This is a genomic window from Chlorobaculum parvum NCIB 8327 (genome assembly GCF_000020505.1).
GTDB lineage: Bacteria > Bacteroidota > Chlorobiia > Chlorobiales > Chlorobiaceae > Chlorobaculum > Chlorobaculum parvum_A.
Genome location: NC_011027.1, coordinates 373,194 through 394,440 on the forward strand (window position 1 = coordinate 373,194; position 21,247 = coordinate 394,440).

The 21,247-nt window shown below is 60.4% G+C and carries 17 protein-coding genes; 8 read left to right on the plus strand and 9 right to left on the minus strand.

From position 1 onward, the window contains the following. Nucleotides 1-111 precede the first annotated feature (111 nt). Both mgtE and CPAR_RS01810 read right to left on the minus strand, forming a co-directional pair. Entirely contained in the window at nucleotides 112-1,494 is a 1,383-nt protein-coding gene (mgtE, locus tag CPAR_RS01805; RefSeq protein ID WP_012501606.1) for a magnesium transporter, read from the minus strand. A 64-nt stretch (nucleotides 1,495-1,558) separates the two neighbouring features. After that, nucleotides 1,559-2,188, minus strand: coding sequence for a DNA-3-methyladenine glycosylase (locus tag CPAR_RS01810; RefSeq protein WP_012501607.1), 630 nt, complete (start codon nucleotides 2,186-2,188; stop codon nucleotides 1,559-1,561). 113 nt (nucleotides 2,189-2,301) lie between these two features. On the opposite strand from CPAR_RS01810, the gene CPAR_RS01815 reads away from it, so the two are divergent. Genes CPAR_RS01815 through CPAR_RS01830 form a run of 4 tightly spaced genes read left to right on the plus strand, consistent with a single transcriptional unit; the run spans nucleotide 2,302 to nucleotide 5,331 of the window. Further along, on the plus strand, nucleotides 2,302-3,099 hold the full coding sequence (locus CPAR_RS01815) for a ParA family protein (protein WP_012501608.1): 798 nt from the start codon (nucleotides 2,302-2,304) through the stop codon (nucleotides 3,097-3,099). 20 nt (nucleotides 3,100-3,119) lie between these two features. Continuing rightward, the gene (locus tag CPAR_RS01820) at nucleotides 3,120-4,004 is read left to right on the plus strand and encodes a ParB/RepB/Spo0J family partition protein (RefSeq protein WP_012501609.1); all 885 of its coding nucleotides are present in this window, start codon (nucleotides 3,120-3,122) and stop codon (nucleotides 4,002-4,004) included. 46 nt (nucleotides 4,005-4,050) lie between these two features. Continuing rightward, the gene (gene dapB / locus CPAR_RS01825; protein ID WP_012501610.1) at nucleotides 4,051-4,800 is read left to right on the plus strand and encodes a 4-hydroxy-tetrahydrodipicolinate reductase; all 750 of its coding nucleotides are present in this window, start codon (nucleotides 4,051-4,053) and stop codon (nucleotides 4,798-4,800) included. A 3-nt stretch (nucleotides 4,801-4,803) separates the two neighbouring features. After that, nucleotides 4,804-5,331: a hypothetical protein gene (locus CPAR_RS01830; RefSeq protein ID WP_012501611.1), complete on the plus strand. Its 528-nt coding sequence runs from the start codon at nucleotides 4,804-4,806 to the stop codon at nucleotides 5,329-5,331. A gap of 159 nt (nucleotides 5,332-5,490) precedes the next feature. On the opposite strand, the gene menE is transcribed toward CPAR_RS01830, so the two are convergent. The 4 genes from menE to menH all read right to left on the minus strand — a co-directional run bounded on the left by menE (nucleotide 5,491) and on the right by menH (nucleotide 9,722). After that, nucleotides 5,491-6,861 (minus strand): o-succinylbenzoate--CoA ligase, encoded by a 1,371-nt coding sequence (menE, locus tag CPAR_RS01835; RefSeq protein ID WP_012501612.1) that lies wholly within the window; start codon nucleotides 6,859-6,861, stop codon nucleotides 5,491-5,493. Continuing rightward, a complete protein-coding gene (gene menC, locus CPAR_RS01840; RefSeq protein WP_012501613.1) occupies nucleotides 6,849-7,940 on the minus strand; it encodes an o-succinylbenzoate synthase in 1,092 nt (363 codons plus the stop codon). Before menC ends, menE begins: the two co-directional genes overlap by 13 nt. Next, nucleotides 7,937-8,758 carry a 1,4-dihydroxy-2-naphthoyl-CoA synthase gene (gene menB, locus CPAR_RS01845; RefSeq protein ID WP_012501614.1) on the minus strand — a complete coding sequence of 274 codons (822 nt, stop codon included), beginning with the start codon at nucleotides 8,756-8,758 and terminating at the stop codon, nucleotides 7,937-7,939. The genes menC and menB overlap by 4 nt, the downstream gene beginning before the upstream one ends. Before the next feature lie 133 nt (nucleotides 8,759-8,891). Beyond that, on the minus strand, nucleotides 8,892-9,722 hold the full coding sequence (menH, locus tag CPAR_RS01850; RefSeq protein ID WP_012501615.1) for a 2-succinyl-6-hydroxy-2,4-cyclohexadiene-1-carboxylate synthase: 831 nt from the start codon (nucleotides 9,720-9,722) through the stop codon (nucleotides 8,892-8,894). 122 nt (nucleotides 9,723-9,844) lie between these two features. Here menH and CPAR_RS11125 point away from each other — a divergent pair, with 122 nt between their 5' ends. From CPAR_RS11125 to CPAR_RS01870, 4 genes are all read left to right on the plus strand, one after another. Next, nucleotides 9,845-10,324, plus strand: a complete 480-nt coding sequence (locus tag CPAR_RS11125) for a hypothetical protein (protein ID WP_012501616.1) — start codon at nucleotides 9,845-9,847, stop codon at nucleotides 10,322-10,324. A 71-nt stretch (nucleotides 10,325-10,395) separates the two neighbouring features. Continuing rightward, entirely contained in the window at nucleotides 10,396-10,914 is a 519-nt protein-coding gene (locus CPAR_RS01860) for a DinB family protein (RefSeq protein WP_012501617.1), read from the plus strand. A gap of 198 nt (nucleotides 10,915-11,112) precedes the next feature. Next, nucleotides 11,113-16,341: a DUF4011 domain-containing protein gene (locus tag CPAR_RS01865; protein ID WP_012501618.1), complete on the plus strand. Its 5,229-nt coding sequence runs from the start codon at nucleotides 11,113-11,115 to the stop codon at nucleotides 16,339-16,341. A 27-nt stretch (nucleotides 16,342-16,368) separates the two neighbouring features. Continuing rightward, on the plus strand, nucleotides 16,369-17,142 hold the full coding sequence (locus CPAR_RS01870; RefSeq protein WP_012501619.1) for an arylamine N-acetyltransferase family protein: 774 nt from the start codon (nucleotides 16,369-16,371) through the stop codon (nucleotides 17,140-17,142). Nucleotides 17,143-17,214: 72 nt separating this feature from the next. Here CPAR_RS01870 and CPAR_RS01875 read toward each other — a convergent pair whose 3' ends face one another. The 3 genes from CPAR_RS01875 to CPAR_RS01885 all read right to left on the minus strand — a co-directional run bounded on the left by CPAR_RS01875 (nucleotide 17,215) and on the right by CPAR_RS01885 (nucleotide 21,226). Beyond that, nucleotides 17,215-17,793, minus strand: coding sequence for a rhodanese-like domain-containing protein (locus CPAR_RS01875; RefSeq protein ID WP_012501620.1), 579 nt, complete (start codon nucleotides 17,791-17,793; stop codon nucleotides 17,215-17,217). 299 nt (nucleotides 17,794-18,092) lie between these two features. Continuing rightward, complete coding sequence (gene menD / locus CPAR_RS01880) at nucleotides 18,093-19,844, minus strand: 2-succinyl-5-enolpyruvyl-6-hydroxy-3-cyclohexene-1-carboxylic-acid synthase (protein ID WP_012501621.1); 1,752 nt, start codon at nucleotides 19,842-19,844, stop codon at nucleotides 18,093-18,095. After that, complete coding sequence (locus tag CPAR_RS01885; RefSeq protein WP_232203923.1) at nucleotides 19,841-21,226, minus strand: isochorismate synthase; 1,386 nt, start codon at nucleotides 21,224-21,226, stop codon at nucleotides 19,841-19,843. The genes menD and CPAR_RS01885 overlap by 4 nt, the downstream gene beginning before the upstream one ends. Nucleotides 21,227-21,247: the final 21 nt, after the last annotated feature.

The following is a 21,247-nucleotide window of genomic DNA, read 5'->3' on the forward strand; positions in this document are numbered from 1 at the left end:
TCTTGGATTATGCGCTTGTCTGGTCTGGTTGCTTGGCCGTCGGAAGTCGTTTTTTCACCAGAACAGTCTCTCTGGCATCGCCATAAAATCACCCATGCAAGTGGACAGTTCTCACAGCAGCACGCCCTTGAGCAGCACCGAGGCGAAGCTGAAGTAGATGACGATACCGGTGACGTCAACCAGTGTGGCGACGAAGGGGGCCGAGGATGTGGCCGGGTCGATGCCGAGGCGCTGGAGCAGCATGGGGAGCATGGAGCCGGCAAGCGTTCCCCAGAGAACGATGCCGAGCAGCGAAAAGCCCACCGTGAGGGCGATCAGCAGCCAGACGCTCGTGTACTGGTCGAGAATCATGGCCCAGAAGATCACTCTGAACACGCCGATGACGCCGAGCAGGCTGCCAAGCATCAGGCCGGACAAGATCTCCCGTTTCATCACTTTCCACCAGTCCTGCAGGGTGATTTCACCGAGTGACAGTGAGCGGATGATAAGTGTGGCGGCCTGCGAGCCCGAGTTACCGCCGCTTGAGATGATGAGCGGAATGAAGGTTGCCAGCACGATTGCTTTGGCCAGCTCTCCTTCGAAGTAGGTCATGGCCGAAGCGGTGAGCATTTCACCGAGGAACAGCACTACGAGCCAGACTGCACGCTTGCGTACCAGTTCGAGCAGCGGCAGGTCGATGTATGGCTCTTCGAGGGCTTCGATACCACCGAATTTCTGGATGTCTTCGGTTTCCTCTTCTTCGGCGACGTCGAGCATGTCGTCAACCGTGACGATGCCGATCAGGTAGCCGTTGGAGTCCACTACCGGCAGTGCGACACGGTCGTAGCGCTTGAAGGCTTCGAGGGCGTCCTGCTGATCCTGGGTGGCCGTAAGGGTGATGATCTTGTCTTCGGAGATGATTTCTCCGACTTTTTTGTCGAGCGGCGAGAGCAGCAGATCGCGGGCCATCATTTCGCCGACGAGCTTGCCGTGGTCGTCAACCGCGTAGATGACGTTCAGGGTTTCGCTCTCGTGGCCGTGCGTACGGATGTATTCGAGCACCTTGCCGATCTCCCAGTCGGTTTTGACGCTGAGTACGTCCGGCGACATAAGCCTGCCGACGCTGTCTTCGGCGTAGGCCAGCAGCGTTTTGGCAATCTTGAACTCCTTGAAGGTCAGCAGCTTGATCAGCTCCTGGGCGACCGGGCCCGGCAGCTCTTCGAGCATGGCGGTACGGTCGTCCGGCGACATGCTGTTCAGGATGTGTGTGACATCCTTCTGGGTCAGGGCGTTGAGCAGGTTCTGCTGGGCATCGACTTCGAGGTATTCGAAGGTCTCGGTTGCCACGTCTTTGGGCAGCAGCCTGAAGAGGATGGCCTGCTCGTTTTCGGGGAGGTCGGAGATCAGTTCGGCGAGGTCAACCGGCAGCCAGTCGTTGAAGAGGCGTTGCAGTGCGCTGAAGTTCCTCTGTTCGATCAGCTCGCGGATTTCGGGAAGTATGGGAGTGCCGATCATAGCTGGCTCGAGGTTGACTTGTGGATGTGCCCTCATTTACCGTATGACCCTAAAAAAGGAAAAATTATCGTCTTTCCAACCGCTTCTGACGCTTTTTTTTCGGAGCACCCAAACGGGTTGTCGATACGTGCGGCGAAGCGGTTACGAATTTTCGCCACGGCAGCTCCGTGCTGCGTGTGATTCCGATTCTCGGCGACGTGCCGATCAGCTCTTCCGGGATTTCCGGAGCGTCTTCCAGCCAGCAGCTTTCGCCGAGCAGCGAGCTGCCGTACAGCTCCGGTCCGATGCCGAGCGCCTGTGCCAGCTTGCCGGGGCCGCTCATCAGCGCACGCTCGTCAGCCGTTCCGCGCCGTTCCTGCATCCGGTCGATCCCTTCGAGCGGCTCCATGGCCCGGAGCAGCACCGCGCCCGCAGTTCCTTCCTGCTCCGAGACGATGTTGATCATGTAGTGACAGCCGTAGGTGAAGTAGATGTACAAATGTCCGGGCGGGCCGAACATCGCGCGGTTCCGGTTGGTCATTCCGCGCCATGCGTGGCAGGCTTCGTCGCCCTCGCCGAGGTAGGCTTCGGTCTCCACGATTCGCGCTTTGGTCACCATGCCGGTGTCTTCGCAACGCACGAAAATCTTGCCCAGCAGCCGCTCGGCAAGTTCGAGTGTGGGGGCCTGGTAAAATTCGGCTCCAAGCCGTTTCATGGGTCGATATTCCTGTTTGCAAAAGTTTATGCAAGTATTATACTATACAACGTGTCGCTGAAGAAGATCAACCGCTTGAATATTTCATTTTTCATTTCGCTGGCTACGGTTACATGGGAAGAGTTATTGCTATTGCAAATCAGAAAGGCGGGGTAGGTAAAACAACCACCGCGGTCAATATTGCGGCTTCCATTGCGATATCAGAATTCAAAACGCTCCTGGTCGACATCGATCCCCAGGCAAATGCCACTTCGGGCTTCGGGCTCGAACCTGGCGACGAGATCGAGAATACCTTTTATCATGTGATGGTCAACGGCGGCCAGATCAGGGATGCCATCAAGTCTTCGAGCCTTGAGTATCTCGACGTGCTGCCTTCGAATATGAACCTCGTCGGCATGGAGGTTGAGCTGGTCAACATGCGTGAGCGTGAGTATGTCATGCAGAAGGCCCTGAAGCAGGTGAAGGATCAGTACGATTACATCATCATCGACTGTCCGCCGTCGCTTGGTCTTATCACCCTCAACTCGCTGACCGCGGCCGATTCGGTGCTTATTCCGGTGCAGGCCGAGTATTACGCGCTTGAGGGTCTTGGCAAGCTGCTCAATACGATCAGCATCGTCCGCAAGCATCTGAATCCGCGCCTTGAAATCGAAGGGGTGCTGGTCACCATGTTCGATGCCAGGCTCAGGCTTGCCACGCAGGTGGCCGAAGAGGTCAAGAAGTTCTTCAAGGACAAAGTCTATAAAACCTGCATTCGCAGGAATGTTCGTCTGTCCGAGGCTCCGAGTCATGGCAAGCCGGCGCTTCTGTACGATGCCCAGAGCATCGGATCGAAAGATTACCTCGACCTTGCGCAGGAGATTTTCGAGCGCGACGGCAATATCAAGAAATTCAAAGTTCGGCAGCAGTAGGTGGCCGGCCACGTGAGCGTATGTCCAAAAAAGCACTGGGAAAAGGCCTGAAAGCGCTGATCTCCGAAGAGGGATTTGCAGCAGCCGAAAAAGCTGAAGAGCGGGAAGCCATTCAGGAGGGCGCTATCGGCAGCCTTCCGGTTGACAAGATCAAGGTCAATCCATTCCAGCCGCGTAAGGAGTTCGACGAAGCAGCGCTTGAAGAGCTACGCAACTCGATTATCGAAAACGGCGTCATCCAGCCGGTGACCGTCTGTCGCGATGGCGACCAGTACCAGCTCATCAGCGGCGAGCGCCGTCTGCGCGCCGTGACCTCCGCCGGCTTCAAGTTCATTCCCGCCTACGTCATCGAAGCGCACGAGGATGCCAGCAAGCTCGAACTGGCGCTGATCGAGAACATCCAGCGCGAAGACCTCAACGCTATCGAAGTCGCCCTTGCCCTGAAAAGCCTGGTAACCAAGTGCGACCTTACCCAGGACGAGGTGGCCCAGAAGGTTGGCAAGAATCGCTCGACGGTCAGTAACTTCCTTCGTCTGCTCAAGTTGCCGCGTCAGATTCAGGAGAGCATCCGCACGCGGGAGATTTCGTCGGGCCACGCCCGTGCGCTTATCAATCTGCCGAGCGAGCACCTGCAACTCAAAGTGTGGCGGCAGATCGTCGCCCGTCAGCTTTCGGTTCGCCAGACCGAAGCGCTGGTCAACAACATTTTTAAGGATACAACCAAGCCCGCCGTTCCGAAAGCGGAACCCCGTGCCATCCAGCTCGACCAGATCGAAGGCCAGCTCCGTGAGCGGCTTGCCACCAAGGTACGGCTCATTGAGCGCAAAGGTGGGCAGGGCGAAATCCAGATCAAATACTTCTCCGGCGAGGATCTCGACAGGATTCTCGACCTGCTCGGTCAGTGAGCGTTCCGGAGGAGTCATTTCCTGAAATTCCAAGTAGTATGAGATTATGAAGGTTACCCTGGTCGGCAATGGCCGTATGGGCCAGCAGATCGCCGGTATCGTCAACGCATCGGACGCCAATGTTATCCACAAGGTGCTCGATGTGAGCGACGCCGTTACGCCGGAAGTGTTCGAGGGATCGGATGCGATTATCGATTTCACCGTCAGGGATGCGTTCCTGGCGAACTACAAGGCGATGATTGCCTCCGGCGTGCCGGTTGTGGTTGGCACCACCGGCTGGGACGAGTTGATGCCGCAGATCGCCGAAGAGGTGAATGCCGCCGGAAGCTCGATGCTCTACTCGGCCAACTTTTCGCTTGGCGTGAACGTCTTCTTCCGGACATTGCGTGAGGCGGCTCGCCTGATCGCTCCGTTCGAGCAGTTCGACATCGCGCTCTCCGAACAGCACCATACCGGCAAGGCGGATTTCCCGAGCGGCACAGCGATCAAGGCAGCGCAGGAGGTTCTGAATAACAATCCGCGGAAGCGCACCATCGTTCGTGAGCTTGAGGACGGCAAGAAGTTGCAGAGCGACGAATTGCAGGTCTCGTCGATCCGTCTCGGCACGGTGTTCGGCGTGCACTCGGCTATTATCGATTCCGAGTCGGACACCATCGAGCTGACCCACACGGCCAAGAACCGCACCGGCTTCGCTTCGGGCGCCGTTCGCGCCGCCGAATGGCTCGCCCAGCAGCACGCCGCAAAGCCGGGCTTCTACACGATGGACGATTTCCTGAACGATCTCTTTTCGGCCTGAAGGATGGGTATAGACGTTATTCCGGCCCGTCCATCGAAAAACACGGCGATCGCGCTTGGCGCGGCGTTGCTGTTGCTGACGACCACGGTGCCCTACCTGACGCTTATCAATGCCTTCCTTTTTGCCGGCATTATCATGTCGGGAGCGGTTGCCGCCTGGTTCTACATCATGCGTCATCAGGTGCGGCTCAGCTATCCCGAGTCGTTCGTGCTTGGCGCTGTCAGCGGGTTTTTCGGCGGTGCGTTATCGGTGCTTGCCGGATTTCTGCTGGAGAGATGGTTTGGCTATGTGCCGGGTCTCGAAAGCCTCAAGCTGCTGGCCGACTGGGCGAGCAGCATAGATTCCGGTGATGCCGAGACCATCCGTCAGATGCTTGCGCTGGTCAGCGCACCGAAAGAGATCAGCTTGGCAGATCTGATTATCAGCATGCTTTTCACGGGCATTTTTTATGCTCCATTCTCCGGCCTCGGCGGTCGCCTGACGGTGTTTGTGCTCAAGCGGAAGGCAAAGAAGAGCGCTGTTAGCAAGTAACGGGTAACAAATTGCCTGTAGGGGGGCAGCCCTCGCGGCTGCCTTTTTTGTTGTATTTCAGGGTGTCGTTGAAAGAAAAAGGACTGCAAAGACGGCAAGGATTTCAAAGACAGAGAGATTGCTCATCGTCGGAGGGCATTCCGACAAATCGGGCTGCTCCTACACGTGATTTCTGTACCAGCCGCGGTCGATCTTGGCTGAACCGGGGAGTGTCTGCCATGTCTGGATTCGATGCAGCGCAACCGGCGTCTTGAGCCTGCCGAGTTTGTCTCTCAGGCTTGCGATGATCGCAGCATCGTCGAGCGCGTCGCTCCGGGCTTTGATCCAAGCCACCGGCCTCATGCCGTACTCCGCGTCCGGCGCGGGAACCACCACTGCCTCCTCGATGCCTTCGATTGAGGTGAGCGCTTTTTCTATCTCTTCGGGGTGGATGTTCTCTCCGCCTGAAATAAACATGCTGTCCTTCCTACCGAGCACGTTTAGCCGCGCGTCCTCCGACAGCTCACCCATGTCGCCCGTGTGGAACCAGCCCTCCGAATCTCTTGCTGTCCGTATCCCGTTTTCTTCGAGATAGCCCATGAAGAGGCACTCGCCTTTGACGAGGATTTCGCCGTCAGGTGAAATCGCAACTTTCCGATATGGCAGCACGACGCCGCTGTCGGCCTGTGCTTCGGTGACGGGGGCAGGCGATGTGGTGACCTGCGTGCTCATTTCGGTTGAACCGTAGGTGAGGTAGAGCGGCACTTGCTCGCGTATGGCTTCGCGCAGGAGTGGTGCGCTGACCGCGCTGCCGCCGAGCAGCAAGGCTTTGAGGCTGCGCAGCCGTTCCTGGCCACCGTCGGTACGAAGCATCCGATAGAGCTGCGTCGGCACCAGCGAGAGATGCGTGACGGGGAAGGGCGTGAGCGAGTCCGCAAGCGACGCATCCGGCGACGGCATGGCGAGCGCGCCTCCACCGATGAGACATTTGAAAAGCATAGAGTATCCGCCGACGTGGTAGAGTGGCAGCGAAAGCAGCCAGCAGTCGCCCGGCCCAAAGGGCAGGTTCTGCGCGGAACCCATCGCGCTGTGCCAGTGGTTCGAGAGGCTGTGCATGGCGGCTTTCGGCTTGCCGGAGCTGGCGGAGGTATGGATGATTGAGACAGGCCTCGACATCTCCGTTGCGGAAGTGAAACTCGCTTCCGTCCGGTTGAGTGCGTCAGTGATGAACGTTTCGAGCTTCGCCGCGTCGAGCGTCATCGTCGGCTTCAGCCGCGCGATGACGCCTTCGATGTGGCTTGCCGGGAATCGGTGGTTCACCGGCGCGGCGACTGCGCCCATGCGCATGAGCGCCATCAGCGCGAGTAGGATTGCCGCGCTGTTCGGCGCGACGAGCGCGACGATGTCGCCGCGCCGGGCGCCGCACGCCTCGAATGCGGCGGCGATGCGAGCGGTGTCGCCATCAAGCTCGCCGAAGCTCCAGCGCCGGTCGGCGGTGATGATGGCGGGCTGGTCGCCGAACTTCTGTGCGGCGTGGGCTACAATGTCCATGACTCGACGATTTCGATCATCTCCGGTTTCACGCGCAGGCTGTCACGCCATGCGGCGGCGGGATCGGCGAAACCGTCCGGTGCGGCGAAGGGCGTGTCGGTAAGATCATCAGCCAGAAAGCTCGCCGTGTCAAGGCCGGACGCCGCCGGGTTTGGCGAGGAGACGGCGGCCAGGAGCGCGTACATACCGAGGCTGACGCTACTCTCGAAGGCCGAGCTGAAGACCGCCTGCAAGCCCATCCGATGCGCTTTGGCCGCGATGTCGAGCGATTTTGCGATGCCGCCGATGCAGTTTGGCTTGAGCACCAGTGCGCCGAGCGGTTCGGGGCCGATCTCGTCCAGTAGCTCCGGACGCTGCCAGAGCGACTCGTCGAGCGCTGACGGCAGGCTGGTTGCGGCGTGGAACTCCGGGATCAGCGCCGCATCAGTCAGCGGCTCCTCGATGTACGAGATGCTGCCGTGCGGCAACGCTTTGCCGAACCCGACCGCCTCGTCGAAATCGAGCGACTGGTTGGCGTCGAGCCGCAGTTCGGCGTTGTTGCCGAACATGTCATGAAACGCCCGAATGCTGGCGATTGCTTCATCAAGCTGCCCTTTGCGCACCTTCAGCTTGAACGCGCGGAATCCCTCGGTGTAGCGCTTCGCCGCACGGTCGAGCACCGTCGCCGTATCTCCGGCCAGCAGCGCGTTGACGGGAATTTTCGATGCTGGAGAGAAGGCGTCAGGAAAAACTGGAATCGAGCCGGTTTCGAGAGCTTCGAGGTTGACGAGCGCCATTTCGATGCCTGTTGCCACCGACGGCGGCAGCTTCGTCTCGCCGATTAGCCGCAGCCGTTCGGCGGAAGTGTTCCGAGTGAGTCGTGAAAGTTCGGGAATGAATGCGGTGAGCACTTGCAATGCCTCGTCGAGCGATTCGGCGTGCAGGCCGGTGAGGGGGGCGATTTCGCCATATGCGGTCGCCCCCTCGCTTGTCAGGCGCAGGAGCAGCCCCTCGCGTTTTCGGAGGAGCACGCCCCTGACCGTGACCGGTGCAATAAACGGGAGTTCATACCGGCAGATGTCGGCATGAAGCAGCTTCACGGGTGTTTCGGGAACTTGCCGAAATCGGGTTTGCGCTTTTCGACGAAGGCGTTGCGGCCTTCCTGCCCCTCTTCGCTCATGTAGTAGAGCAGGGTGGCGTTGCCCGCAAGCTCCTGCAAACCGGCCTGGCCGTCGCAGTCGGCGTTCAGCGCGGCCTTCAGGCAGCGGATGGCGAGCGGCGAGTTGGCGAGGATTTCACGGCACCATTGCACGGTCTCCTCTTCGAGTCTTTCGAGCGGCACGACCGTGTTGACCAAGCCCATATCGAGCGCCTCCTGCGCGTTGTACTGGCGGCAGAGGTACCAGATTTCGCGGGCCTTTTTCTGACCAACAAGACGCGCCATGTAGCTCGCGCCCCAGCCGCCGTCGAACGAACCGACGCGCGGGCCGGTCTGGCCGAAGCGGGCGTTCTCGGCAGCAATCGTCAAATCGCAGAGCATGTGCAGCACGTGGCCGCCGCCGATGGCGTAGCCTGCCACCATCGCGATCAGCGGTTTCGGGCAGGTGCGGATATCGCGCTGGAAATCGAGCACGTTCAGCTTGTTGACGCCCTTCTCGTCGGCGTACCCGGCATTGCCGCGAATCTTCTGGTCGCCGCCCGAGCAAAACGCTAGGTCGCCCTGTCCTGTCAGGATGATGACGCCAATCTGGCTGTCGTTACGTGCATCCTGAAGCGCCTCGATCATCTGATCCACCGTCTGCGGGCGGAACGCATTGCGCCGCTCCGGGCGGTTGATGGTGATTTTGGCGATGCCCTCAGCCTTGTGGTAGAGGATGTCGGAGTACTCCCCGGCTGCAATCCAGTTGACTGTGCTCATATCGAAAGTGTCTGTGGTCGTTGATAAAAATCTGTATCGCCCCGATGGGGTGAAAAAAGAGTTCAAATATAAGCAATCCCGGTTGATTAGTGCGAGGTGATGCGGGAATGGGACTTATAGGGCGAATAGTACCTTATGGGACGAATTCTTTTGTGAGCGATATTTCAGTTTTGCTTTTCGATAAACCGCTCACGCTCGCGAGGAAGCGCTCCGGCTCTTCGATGTGCAACGTGTGGCCGCAATGTTCGAAGAGTTCGAGGCTCGATTGCGGGCACAGCTCAACCATCTGCTTGCCGATCTCCACGTACTTCGCATCTTTCTCGCCGACGCAGAAGAGCATCGGCAAGAGGTTGCCCGGCAGTTCGTCCCAGAACGATGGCTGGTTGCCCGTGCCGAGCAGGCGCAACGCGCAGGCGAGATTTTCCGGCGAACCCTGCTTGCGCTGTGCCTCGACTTCGTGGAAGAGATCGTGGCTTTTCAGCGTCGCGAAGAGCGGCTGGTCGTACCAGAACTGGATGAACCCCTCAAAATTCCGCTCGATCTTGCGGGCGATTCCCTCGTCGCTCTTCCGCCGCGCCGCATGCTCCTCCTCCGTGCGCAAGCCCGGCGACGACGACACGATCACCGCCTTCGAGAACAGCTCCGGATAACGCAATGTCAGCGCCAGCCCGATCCGCCCGCCCATCGAATAGCCAACCAGCACGCATGGCCCAGCGCTCAACTGCCGAATCTCACCCGCCAGCGCTTCGACCGTTTGCATGAAAAAAAGCTCCGGATCGCCATCCGCCGGAATTCCCGTTTCGCCATGCCCCGGCAGATCGACAAGGATGCTGCAAAAGCGATCCTCAAGTTTCCGGGCAAAGGAAAGCCAGTCGCTTCCCGAACCGAGGAATCCGTGCAGGAACACGATTTTTGGAAGTGACGGGTTGCCGACGGTGGTGAGGTGCAGGGGGATGTTTGGCATTGCTGAGGCGATTGTTTCGAGGCTTCGGCTTTCAGAGCAATATAGGACAAAGACAAAAAGGTGGGGTTATATTGAAAAAACGTAGTATCGGATTTGTCTTGAAATTAATGGTTTAGCGAGACATGGGCACGATTGACGATTATCGAACCGGTAAAATTGTCGAGGGTATCCGGAAGGCAGAATCGGCGCTTGATAACAGAAATTCATTTTCGGCTGACGATCCGGTGTTCGGGCATATTCGGGAAAAGATTGTGGCTTTCAAGCCAGTCTGGATCGCGAAGGAACAGGCCGTCGAGATGATTCAGCAGTCGCGTACCCTTGCTGTCGGCGAGCGGGTTTGCCGGGCGTTGCATCCGGAGTCGCCGGAAACGCAAACCGTGTTTCTCGACGAGCTTGCCGAAGCGATGGCGGGGGCAGGCAAGGCCGAAATCGTGACGACGGCGGAGGCGGCGCAGCTCGTCAACCGGCAGTCGCGCGACCGGATCATCGCCTCGATGGTGAGCGGCAACTACCTCGAACTCTGCTCGGCGCACCCTTCTGATTGCATCTTCTGCAAAGCTGAACGAGCTGGAATCAGGTGTTTTCCGGAGACTCTTCGGTAGCTTCGGTTGTGTGAGTGAGTGAGCATCGCTAACTTGCGGAAAGCATTTTTCCCACTAAAATCGGAATTGCTATGAGTGCACTCACGCTGTTGACCGATATGTATCGGCACATGGCCTGGGCGGATGCCCTTGTCTTGACCACCGTTATGCAAAAGCCGGAAGCGGAGGGGGATGAGTATCTCCTTGCAAAGCTGCGGCATCTGCACGCAACCCAGAGGGTTTTTCTGGATGTGTGGACTGGCCGACCAATCGATCCGCGGGTGGCCGATGAACTTGACGTTCGTGCCCTCGCCGCATTTGCCCGTGAGGTGCATGATGGTGCGATGCAGTTCCTGGCATCCCAGACCTCAACTGGTCTGCAAAGCGTGATTGAGCTGCCGTGGTCGAAAACCGCAACCAAAAAGCTCGGGTTTGACGTTGCTGAACACACGCTTGCCGATACGCTCGTGCAGGTTCCATTGCACAGCTCTTCGCATCGTGGGCAGGTCAGTGCCCGGCTTCGAGAGCTCGGTATCGATCCCCCCATGACCGACTACATCGCCTGGATCTGGCGGCAAAAGCCTGAGGCTTCGTGGCCGGAGCTGTCCTGAATCCCTGAAATCGCCACACAACGATCTCTTCACGGCTCGGCGCTTTTGATGCCGCATCCCGAAGCTGACGGGCGTCTCTGTTCAGGTTCACCTGCGGACGAGTGTTTCTGCTATTCAGGCATTGAAAAACTCTCCTATATTGCTTTTTGCAGACAAGGGTTTGTTCCGTAAGCATTCCAATGAAAGGGTGATTGGGCGATGAGTGAACCGAACAGGTCGGTGGTTATCCAGTGCGCGATGGCGGCGAAGCTGAATTTCGCGTGCCATCAGAGCGCGTTCGCGTTTCTGCGGGAGTTGCGGGTTGAAAACCGGTCGCCGGAAACGCCGTTAGAAGATGTTTCAGTGACGCTGTCGGCGAATCCTCCATTTCTGAAGCCGAAGTCGTGGCGGGTGGAACGGATCGATCCAGCGGGTTCGGTGTCGATTCCGGATCGGGATGTCGAACTCGATGGCGCGTTTCTGCTCGGCCTGACCGAATCGGTGCGCGGCACGGTGACGGTTGCTGTCGAAAAGGAGGGCGTGGCACTGGCCGAAGAGAGCCACCCGGTCGAATTGCTCGCGTTCAACGAGTGGGGTGGAGCGGGGTTTATGCCGGAGTTGTTGGCGGCCTTTTCGCTGCCGAACGATCCCTTCATCGACCGCCTCCTGCGCGAGGCGAGTCTGGTGTTGCGCAGGGCGGGGCGGCCCGACGGCATCGACGGTTACGCGGCGGGCAGCCGCGAGCGGGTGTGGGAGATCGCCTCGGCGCTTTACACAGCGGTCTGCAATCTCGGCATCAGCTACGCGGTGCCGCCGTCGAGCTTCGAGCGCAACGGCCAGAAGATTCGCCTGCCTGGCCAGATCGCCGACAGCCGCGTGGCGACCTGCCTCGACCTGACGATGCTCTTCGTTTCGGCGCTGGAGCAGGCGGGCCTCAATCCCGTCGCCGTGCTGCCGGCGGGCCATGCGCTGGCGGGCGTCTGGCTGCAACCCGAGGAGCTTTCGACGATCGTCATCGACGAGGCCGAGCCGCTGCGCAAGCGCATGCAGTTGAAGGAGTTGCTGCTCTTCGAAACCACCTTCGTGACTTCGTCGCCGCCTCCGCCATTCTCCAAAGCCGTGGCGGCGGCTGCCGACCTCATCGAGTCCGACAGGGAAGACACCTTCCAGCTTGCCGTCGATCTGCGCCGTGCTCGCGCCCACCGCATCATGCCGCTCGCCCTGACGAGCGCCCTGCCTTCTCCGCCATCGACCGACGACGACGGCAGCGCGGAGATCGCCTTCGAGGCGGCTCCGGCGCTTCCCGATTTCGACGAGCTGACCGCCGAAGCGGCCCCGCCCGAAACGCCCGCCGGTCGGCTGGAGCACTGGCAGCGCAAGCTGCTCGATCTCTCGTTGCGCAACGCACTCCTGAACCATCGCCCCGCGAAAAGCAGCCTTGCGCTGCTCTGTCCCGATCCGGTTTTGCTCGAAGACAAGCTGGCGGGAGGCGCGAAAATTTCGATCCAGCCCGTGCCGCGTACCGGCTCGCAGCAGCAGGACGAGGCGCTGCACCGCCAGCGCACGGGGGAGGTGATCGCCGAGGAGTACGCCCGCAACGCGCTCGAACAGAACCAGGTGCTGGCCGATCTGCCGCCGGAGGAGCTGGTGCGCCGGTCGGTCGATCTTTACCGGAAGGCCAAAAGCTCGCTGGAGGAGGGGGGCGCGAACACGCTCTATCTCGCGTTCGGTTTTCTCTTGTGGAAGCAGGAGGTCAAGGAGAGCCGCCGGTTCCGCGCACCGCTGATTCTCGTGCCGGTTTCGCTGGAGCGCAAGTCGGTGCGGAGCGGCGTCAGAATCATCGCGCACGACGACGAGAGCCGTTTCAACACGACGCTGCTCGAACTGCTGCGCAAGGATTTCGGGATCGACATCCGGGGCCTCGACGGCGTGTTGCCGAAGGACGAAAAAGGGGTCGATGTGCAGGGCATCTGGGACAAGGTGCGCCGCGAGGTGAAAGATGCGCCCGGCTTCGAGGTGATCGAGGAGGTGGTGCTGGGCCACTTCTCCTTCGCCAAATATCTGATGTGGAAGGATATGGTGGATCGCGCCGAGGCGCTGCGCCAGAGCGCGGTTGTGCGCCACCTGATCGACACGCCGCGCGATCCCTTCCCGAGTGACATCGCGTTTGCCGATGCCGACCAGCTCGACCGCGAGTTCGCGCCTTCCGACCTGTTGACGCCACTGCCCGCCGATTCATCTCAAATGGCGGCTATTGCCAGTGCGGATCGCGGGAAGAATTTCATCATCATCGGCCCGCCAGGTACGGGCAAAAGCCAGACCATCGCCAACCTGATTGCCCACGCGCTCGGCAAGGGGCGGCGGGTGCTGTTCGTCTCCGAAAAGACCGCTGCGCTCGATGTCGTCCATCGCCGTCTCGAAAGTGTCGGGTTGGGACGATTTTGCCTGCAACTGCACTCCAGCAAGGCGCGGAAGGCGGACGTGCTGGCGCAACTCGGCAGGGCGTGGGAGCAGCGCCAGCTTGCCGACGAGGCGGAGTGGACGCGTGAAGCCGGACGGCTCGGCCAACTGCGCGACCGGCTGAACCTCGTGGTTGACCGGCTCCACCAGAAGCGTCGTAACGGTCTGACGGCGCACGAGGCGATGGGCGTGAAAGTGCGCGACGAGGCGCTGACGTCGCGCGTGCAGTTTGCATGGCCCTCCACCGACCGGCACGACGAAGCGCAGTTGCAGGCGATGCGCGAGGCCGCCACGCGCTTGCGCATCCAGGCGGCGGCAATCGGCGAAGTCACGGGAACGCCGCTTCAGCTCATCGCTTCCGGTGAGTGGAGTCCGCAGTGGGAACATCGGGTCGTGGAAGCTTCCCGCCGACTTGCCGCCGCATCTGCCGCGCTCGAAGCGGCGACTGGCGCGTTGCTCGATGCGGTCGGCATTGCGTTGCCCGACCGGACGCTCGAACGTCTCGACGCGCTGGCCGGGTTTGCGGCGCTGCTGTCGGAATCGTACCGAACGCAGGTCGGCTTTGCGCTCGAAGCTGACGGAGCGGAGCGGATCGAAGCGCTCGAAGAGGCGGTGCGCCGCCTCAAGGCTTACGCCGAAGCGCAGGCCGGGCTGAGCTGTTCGTACGAAGCGCTTGCGTGGCGCACGCTGGATGGCGGCGACATCGCCCGGCGCTGGCAGGAGGCCGAGGCCGCGTGGGGACCGAAAAAGTTTTTCGCCAAACGGACCCTCGTCAAGGAGATGAAAGCGGGCGGCGCGAAGGGCGAACCCGACCCGGAGCGCGATGCGGGGGCACTGCAACGGATGCGCGAGGAGGGGGAGGCGATTGACCGGCTGGAGCGGCAGTTGTCAGGCTTCCGCTCGTGGGCAGGCTACGAGACCAGCCCCGGCGAAGTCGAGGCGCTGCAACAGCTTGGCGAGCGCGTCAGGTCAGCGGTCACTCGACTGGCCGACGATCCGGCATCGCTCGTAGAGCTTCGCGGCAAGGTGCGCGGCCTGTTGCACGAGGGCAACGATCTGCTCGCTCCCGATGCGGTGGTCGGACGTGCCGTCGCGGCTTTTGCGGAAGTGCACTGCGAGTTCCAGGCGGCGTGCGCAGCGTTCGAGGCGCTGGCCGGGCAGTCCGTCCGCGGCTCTTTCGCGGGCAACGCCGAGGCGCTCGCCGCCGTTCGCGAAGCTGTCGAAGCGATCGCGGCGCGTCATGCGGAGCTGCGCGACTGGTGCGCGTGGCGTCGCGCCCGCGCCGGGGCCGTCGAGCTGGAGCTGACGCCGCTCGTCGAGGCGTTGGAGGCGGGTTCAGCGCCGGTCGAAGAGATCGAGCAGACCTTTGAGGCTGCCTACTGCGCGTGGTATTCGGCGGCGGTGATCGGCGAGGACGAGGTGCTGCGCAGCTTCTCGACGCCCGAGCACGCGGCGGCAATCGACGAATTCCGTCAGCTCGACAGCCGGTTCCGCCAGCTCACCGCCGACTACATCGCCGCCAAGCTCTCCGGCGGCCTGCCCGATGCCGACGAGGTGACGCGCGCCTCCGCGTGGGGAATCCTTCGTCGGGAACTTCAGAAGAAAAGTCGCCACAAACCGGTGCGCCAACTGCTCGAAGAGATTCCCGAAGTGGTCACCGCGCTCGCCCCCTGCCTGATGATGTCGCCTCTGTCGGTCGCGCAGTATTTGCCCGCCGACGAAGAGCTGTTCGACCTCGTGATTTTCGATGAAGCGTCGCAGATCACCGTCTGGGACGCCGTGGGCACGCTCGCTCGTGGGAAGCAGGTGATCGTGGCGGGCGACCCGAAGCAGATGCCGCCGACCAACTTCTTCGCCCGCTCGGACGACGACCCCGACGGCGAGCTTGATGGCGAGGGCGATCTGGAGAGCATTCTCGACGAGATGATGGGAGCGAGCATTCCGGAGCGCCTGCTCAACCTGCACTACCGGTCACGCCGCGAGAGCCTCATCGCTTTCTCCAACAGCCGCTACTACGGCAACGAGCTGGTCACTTTCCCCGCGCCGATCCATCCCGACTGTGCGGTCACGCTGGTGCGTCCGGAAGGCATCTATGCGCGGGGCAAGGAGCGGCAGAACGAGGGTGAAGCACGGGCAATCGTCGCCGAGATTCTGCGCCGGATCACCCACGAAAGCGAGGCGGTGCGCCAGCAGTCCATCGGCGTGGTGACCTTCAATTCCGAACAGCAGACACTGATCGAGAACTTGCTCGACGCCGAACGCTCGAAGAATTCCGCCATCGAGTGGGCCTTTTCATCCGAACAGACGCTCGAACCGGTGTTCGTCAAAAACCTCGAAACCGTCCAGGGTGACGAGCGGGACGTGATCCTCTTCAGCGTCACCTACGGCCCCGACCGGAACGGCTACGTCACGATGAACTTCGGCCCGCTGAACCGGCTGGGAGGCGAGCGTCGCCTGAACGTGGCGATGACGCGCGCCCGTTCGGAGATGATGGTTTTTTCGACGCTTGCGCCGGAGATGATCGACCTGTCGCGCACCCAGTCTCGGGCGGTGGCTGACCTGAAGCACTTCCTCGAATACGCCGAGCGCGGCCCGTCGGTGCTTGGTGCACCGCTACGGAATTCGCCCTCTCAAAGCAGCTCGGCGCTCGAAACCGCCGTAGCTCGCGCCCTCGGCGACAAGGGCTGGGTGGTGCATTCGCAAGTCGGCGTCTCGGCCTACCGCATCGATCTCGGAATCGTCCATCCCGACGATCCAAACCGCTACCTCGCCGGCGTGGAATGCGACGGCTCGATGTACCGCAGCGCCACCTTCGCCGCCGAGCGCGACAAGATTCGCCAGTCGGTGCTCGAAGGGCTGGGCTGGCGTCTGCTCAGGCTCTGGTCGCTCGACTGGTGGACGCATCCGCAGAAAGCCATCGACGAACTGCACAGCGCGTTGACGGCACTGCTGGAAGAGGATCGGGCGGCCATGAAGAATAATCTTTAAGAGCAACCACGTGATCGTTTCCTTTCCATGAACGCAGCCAATTTCGATCTTTCGTCCTATCTGTCACGCATTGGCTTCAACGGCAATCCGGTTGGGGATTTCGAGACGCTGAAGCGTTTGATGCGCTGCCAGCTCTTTTCGGTGCCGTTCGAAAATCTCGATGTGCAGGCCGGGCAGGTGCCGTCGCTTGTGCCTGAAGAGATTTGCGACAAGATCGTCAAACGGCGGCGCGGCGGGTACTGCTACGAAGTGAACGCTATCTTCGCAATGGCGCTGGAGGCTCTCGGCATTCCGTACCGCTTCGTGGCGGCGCGGCCCATGACCTACGCCGTCCGCCGCCCCAAAACCCACATGGCGATCATCGCCTCCATCGACGGCGCGGAGTGGCTCTGCGACCTCGGTTTTGGCAGTTACGGCATCCGCGAGCCGATCAACCTCGAATGGCTCGACCGGCAGATCGTCCAGGAGTGCGACACCTTCAGGCTCACGATGGTTTCGGAGCGCGACTACCGGTTGCAGTCGATGAGTGATGGCGAGTGGAAAGCGCTTTACGAGTTCAACCTCTGTCCGCAAGAGCTTGTGGATTTCGAGCCGGCCAACTGGCTCAACGCGACCCATCCCGACTCGATTTTCGTGCAGGCGCCGATCGTGGTGTTGCAGCACGCATCGGGCAAAACGGTGCTCAGCGGCGAGCGTTTCCGGGCGGTCTCCGAAGAAGGCCAGGTGGAGGAGAGGCGTGTTGGCGAGAATGAGATTGAGGAATTGCTGCGGGCGCGCTTTGGGCTTGATTGGCATCCTTGAGGCGTCAGTGCGGCGAGCAAAATGGTTCTGGCGACATCGTGTGTGCTGAGGCCGCCAGAACAGGAGAGAAGCTTAAAAAACAAGGTAGGCGCGTGCCTGATCGAGCTTGTAGCCCCAAGGCAAACCGGCGTTCTTCCAGCCATTGACCGTGCGGAAACCTTCCTTGCTCTTGTCTCCTTCAAAGCCTTCATACACCGAATAGACGTTGGTGTAACCCGCTTTGGTGAGGAGGTCGGCAGCAGCAGCGCTGCGGTCACCGGAACGGCAAATCAGGATGATTGGATCGGTTTTTTTCAGGCCACGGGCAGCGAGCGCATCAGCGATCTTCATGGTGAAAGCTGAGTTGGGGCTCATCTGGTAACGGTTTTTCTTGCTGTCCCAGGTCGAGAAATCGTTCAGCATGTAAGGAATGTTCAGATTGACCTGGTCGGCAATTCCCACATATTCGTTCTCTTCTGGCGTCCTGATATCGACGAAGAGCACCTTTGCAGGAGCTTTGGTTACCATTTCATAAGCACCTTTGGCGGACAGGTACTTGCCGGAAATGGTGCGTTTCTTTTCCGGGAGTTGGCTTGCATCGAAGGATGCGGCGTGCAGCAGGCTTGTCGAAACCAGCAGGAGGGTGACGACCAGGGAGACGATTTTTTTCATGAGGATTTCCCTTGTTTTGAGGGTTGTCGAGAAAGAGTTGATGGTCACTGGAGATTTGAGGTACTCTGAAGAGCATGCCGTGTGAATGGCCCCTTTTCTCTATTAGTGATATATAACTATATCGCTATATAAAAAAGTTGATCGGAATTTGCAAGCTCGCAAGCGCTGATTTTTAACAATTGTTTCGAGGTAGTCCGTGCGCTTTTAACGCCGTTGCTGCACGATGAAAGGGAGATAAGGTGTTTCTTTGCAGTGCGTTGTTGTGACGGTGCGGCCTCTCGATAGTCCGCCGGTTTTTATCAATTACCGAAGATGCCGGCTTTCTCGAAAATCGGGTCGAGTTTCGCTTTGAGGGTGCGGTGGAGGAGCAGGTTTGCCTGACGGTTGCTTCTGATTTCGATGACGAGGCTTTTGTTGCGTTTGAGCGCGTCAGCGTAGAGTTCTGTGAACTCGCGGTTGCTTGCAGGGCTGGCGTAGTCGAGGTCGAAGGTGCGGGCTGCGGATTCGATGCTGAAATTCTGCGGGGTGGCGAAGCACTCGTCGAGCCGGTCGGTTTGCGACGCAATGGGCAGGAATGAGAAGATGCCGCCTCCGTTGTTGTTCAGCACGATGACGATCAGCGGGTTTGTGGGATTGTCGAGCAGCGAGAGCGCGTTCAGGTCGTGCAGGAACGAGATGTCGCCGATGAGCAGCGTGGTCGGTTTGTCAAGCCCGGCAGAGAATCCCGCCGCTGTCGAAATGATACCGTCGATGCCACTGACACCCCGGTTCAGCTCCACGCGCAGGGGCTTTTCCGAGACAGGCGCGGCGTACAGATCCATGTCGCGCGCGGGCATGCTGTTGGCTACGAAAAGGGCGTGTTTGCCGTCAGTAAGCGACGAAACGATGCGTGGCGCGGAGATTTCGTTGACCGGCTCATCAGGCGCGCACGCCGCTGTGTCAATCGTGTGAGCAACTTCCGAAAAGAGAGCAGCAAATCCGCCCATCTCCGCAGGCTTGCGGCATTCGGAAAGCGCCGAGACGACGGCAGCGGGCGACGCTTCAATGCTCAGGGTGACGTTGTGGTCGGGGTTGAAACGGCCGGGATGGTTCCTGACCACGACGTAATGAAATGGCGGTTCCTTCCGCAGCGTCATTGCTGGCTGTTTGCCGATCAGTGCTCCGCCGAAATGGATCACCACGTCGGGTTTGAAGCTGGTCGCGAAAGTTTCATTTTGGAACGCCAATTGCCATGGTGTGCACTTGTTCGTAAGCCGCAAGCCGGAGGTGAGATCGGCAAAGAGCAGAATGCCGAGCGAGTCGGCCAGCGAAGCTACGGCCTCGGCATCATCAGCTTTATCCATGCTGCCAGCGACAAAAAGCGGACGCTCGGCATTGGCAAGGATTTGTTGGAGCGCTGTCAACGCATTGGCGTCCGGCGCGGTTCGGGGCTGTTCAAAGCGGCACCAGGGTTGCTCGGAGGCCAGCCAGTTGCGAAGCGGCTCAACCCAGGGGTGAGCCAGATCGTGTGATTCCGGTTCGAGCGGTTCGCGGAATGGCAGGTTCAGGTGCACCGGCCCCGCCGGAGATCCAAGGCTGCGCTTGACCGCTTGCCCGACCGTTGAAAGCAGCGAGGCGAGCGGTGTGCCAGTGCCGGGTTCGGGAAGTTCGAGGTTCCAGCGAGTGTAGCTGCCGAAGATATCCTGCTGGCGGATGGTCTGGTTTGCTCCGGCATCGAGCAGCTCGAAGGGGCGGTCAGCCGAGAGCACGAGCATCGGTTGTGCGTCTGCCGATGCTTCGACGACAGCCGGGAAGTAGTTTGCCACGGCGGTGCCGGAGGTGCAGACGAGTACGGCAGGTTTGCCGGCCGCCCTGGCGTAACCGAGCGCGTAAAAGCCCGCTGAGCGCTCGTCGGGGAACATCCTGAATCGCGCGTTCGGATTGGCTGCCACGGCCAGGGTCAGCGGCGTCGATCGGGAGCCGGGGGAGATACAGAAAAATCCGGCGCCCTGCCGGATCAACTCTTCAACGATCACCCTGCACCAGAGGGTTGTGATCTGTTTGTGGTTCATCGTCCCTGCCGGGTTATGGCCAGAATATCGCCGATCTTCTGATCGACCTCCTCCCACTCCGACTCGGGATCGGAGCCTCGCACGAGTCCGGCTCCCGAATAGAGATAGACCTTGTCTTCGAAAATCAGTGCCGAACGGATGCCGACGGCGAACTCGGCGGCGTCGCGGCTGAGCCAGCCCACCGGTGCGGCGTACCAGCCACGGCAGAACGGTTCGACCGACAGGATCAGCTCCATCGCCTCTTCGCGCGGCACTCCACCGACGGCCGGAGTCGGGTGGAGCTGGCGGAGTACCGTGCTGTCGTTGCGGAACTCTGGGCGCAGCCGGGCGCGGCACCGCGCGTAGAGGTGGGCCAGGCGGTTGAGCTGGAGCACACCGACCTCCTCCTGCATGTCGATCTCGCTGCACACCGGTTGCAGTTCGCGGTAGATGGTGTCCTTCACGAAGCGGTGCTCCCGGACATCCTTTTCTGAGGCGAGCAGCAGTTTCGAGGCGGTGTGGTCGTCGGCTTTCACCTTCTCCTTGGTGACCGTGCCAGCAAGTGCTTCGGTCTGGAGCAGGTCGCCATCGCGGCGGTAGAGCCGTTCGGGCGTGAAGCTCACGAAGGCGTGACCCTCGATCGGTTCGAAATAGAAGCGATAGGCGGCGTTCTCAGGATATGGGTAGTCGAGCAGGAAGCGGATGGCCGGAACCTTGCCGGAAAAACTCAACTCGGTCTGCCGGGCGAGGATCACCTTGTCGAGTCCGCCTTCGTCGAATTTCCTTAGAATCGTTTCGCAACGCTCGATCCACTGTGCCCGGTCGGGGCTGTAGGCGGTTCGGGTTCTTCCAGGAATCGCGGGCGTCTTTACAGCCTGTTCGCTCCTGAGCGAAGCCAGGGTCTGCAAGAGCTGTTCGAGGGCCTGCTTGCGGTCGTCCTCAGGCTTGAGCCAGACCGAGCAGGTCATCGAGGTTTTGCCGTCACGGTGCTCCAGGCTGATGAGTGGCAGAATGAACAGCGCCGAGCTGAAGCCGTGCCAGATGTGATCCTGTTGCTGGCGGTTGTTGAAGCAGAATCCGCCTACATATCGGGCGTGCGGATTTTTCAGCTTCAGGGCTTCTTCAAGCAGGGTGAAACTTCGTTCGTTCGGGCCGGTTTCGGTGATTTCGATGCGGTCGGCTTCTCCGATGCCTGCGATCCACTCGCTTTTCTCGCGGTTCATCCAGAAAAGCTTTGGAAACTGCTGCCTTTCCGCAAGCCAGGCCGGGCCGTCGACCGAGCCGTCAATGCTGGTGGTGAAGCTTTCCAGCACGGGCCTGCCGTTGTCGTTATGCGGCGGTTGGGGCTGCGCAATGGCGGCTTTCACCGATTCTTCGAGGAGTTGAAGTGCCTTTTGCAACATTAGGGTACTATCGTCCGCCGG

What these genes read in the sequence shown, in the direction of transcription:
- mgtE (WP_012501606.1), bottom strand. Translation starts at nt 1,494, where the DNA reads ATGATCGGCACTCCCATACTTCCCGAAATCCGCGAGCTGATCGAACAG.
- CPAR_RS01810 (WP_012501607.1), bottom strand. Translation starts at nt 2,188, where the DNA reads ATGAAACGGCTTGGAGCCGAATTTTACCAGGCCCCCACACTCGAACTT.
- CPAR_RS01815 (WP_012501608.1), top strand. Translation starts at nt 2,302, where the DNA reads ATGGGAAGAGTTATTGCTATTGCAAATCAGAAAGGCGGGGTAGGTAAA.
- CPAR_RS01820 (WP_012501609.1), top strand. Translation starts at nt 3,120, where the DNA reads ATGTCCAAAAAAGCACTGGGAAAAGGCCTGAAAGCGCTGATCTCCGAA.
- dapB (WP_012501610.1), top strand. Translation starts at nt 4,051, where the DNA reads ATGAAGGTTACCCTGGTCGGCAATGGCCGTATGGGCCAGCAGATCGCC.
- CPAR_RS01830 (WP_012501611.1), top strand. Translation starts at nt 4,804, where the DNA reads ATGGGTATAGACGTTATTCCGGCCCGTCCATCGAAAAACACGGCGATC.
- menE (WP_012501612.1), bottom strand. Translation starts at nt 6,861, where the DNA reads ATGGACATTGTAGCCCACGCCGCACAGAAGTTCGGCGACCAGCCCGCC.
- menB (WP_012501614.1), bottom strand. Translation starts at nt 8,758, where the DNA reads ATGAGCACAGTCAACTGGATTGCAGCCGGGGAGTACTCCGACATCCTC.
- menH (WP_012501615.1), bottom strand. Translation starts at nt 9,722, where the DNA reads ATGCCAAACATCCCCCTGCACCTCACCACCGTCGGCAACCCGTCACTT.
- CPAR_RS11125 (WP_012501616.1), top strand. Translation starts at nt 9,845, where the DNA reads ATGGGCACGATTGACGATTATCGAACCGGTAAAATTGTCGAGGGTATC.
- CPAR_RS01860 (WP_012501617.1), top strand. Translation starts at nt 10,396, where the DNA reads ATGAGTGCACTCACGCTGTTGACCGATATGTATCGGCACATGGCCTGG.
- CPAR_RS01865 (WP_012501618.1), top strand. Translation starts at nt 11,113, where the DNA reads ATGAGTGAACCGAACAGGTCGGTGGTTATCCAGTGCGCGATGGCGGCG.
- CPAR_RS01870 (WP_012501619.1), top strand. Translation starts at nt 16,369, where the DNA reads ATGAACGCAGCCAATTTCGATCTTTCGTCCTATCTGTCACGCATTGGC.
- CPAR_RS01875 (WP_012501620.1), bottom strand. Translation starts at nt 17,793, where the DNA reads ATGAAAAAAATCGTCTCCCTGGTCGTCACCCTCCTGCTGGTTTCGACA.
- menD (WP_012501621.1), bottom strand. Translation starts at nt 19,844, where the DNA reads ATGAACCACAAACAGATCACAACCCTCTGGTGCAGGGTGATCGTTGAA.
- CPAR_RS01885 (WP_232203923.1), bottom strand. Translation starts at nt 21,226, where the DNA reads ATGTTGCAAAAGGCACTTCAACTCCTCGAAGAATCGGTGAAAGCCGCC.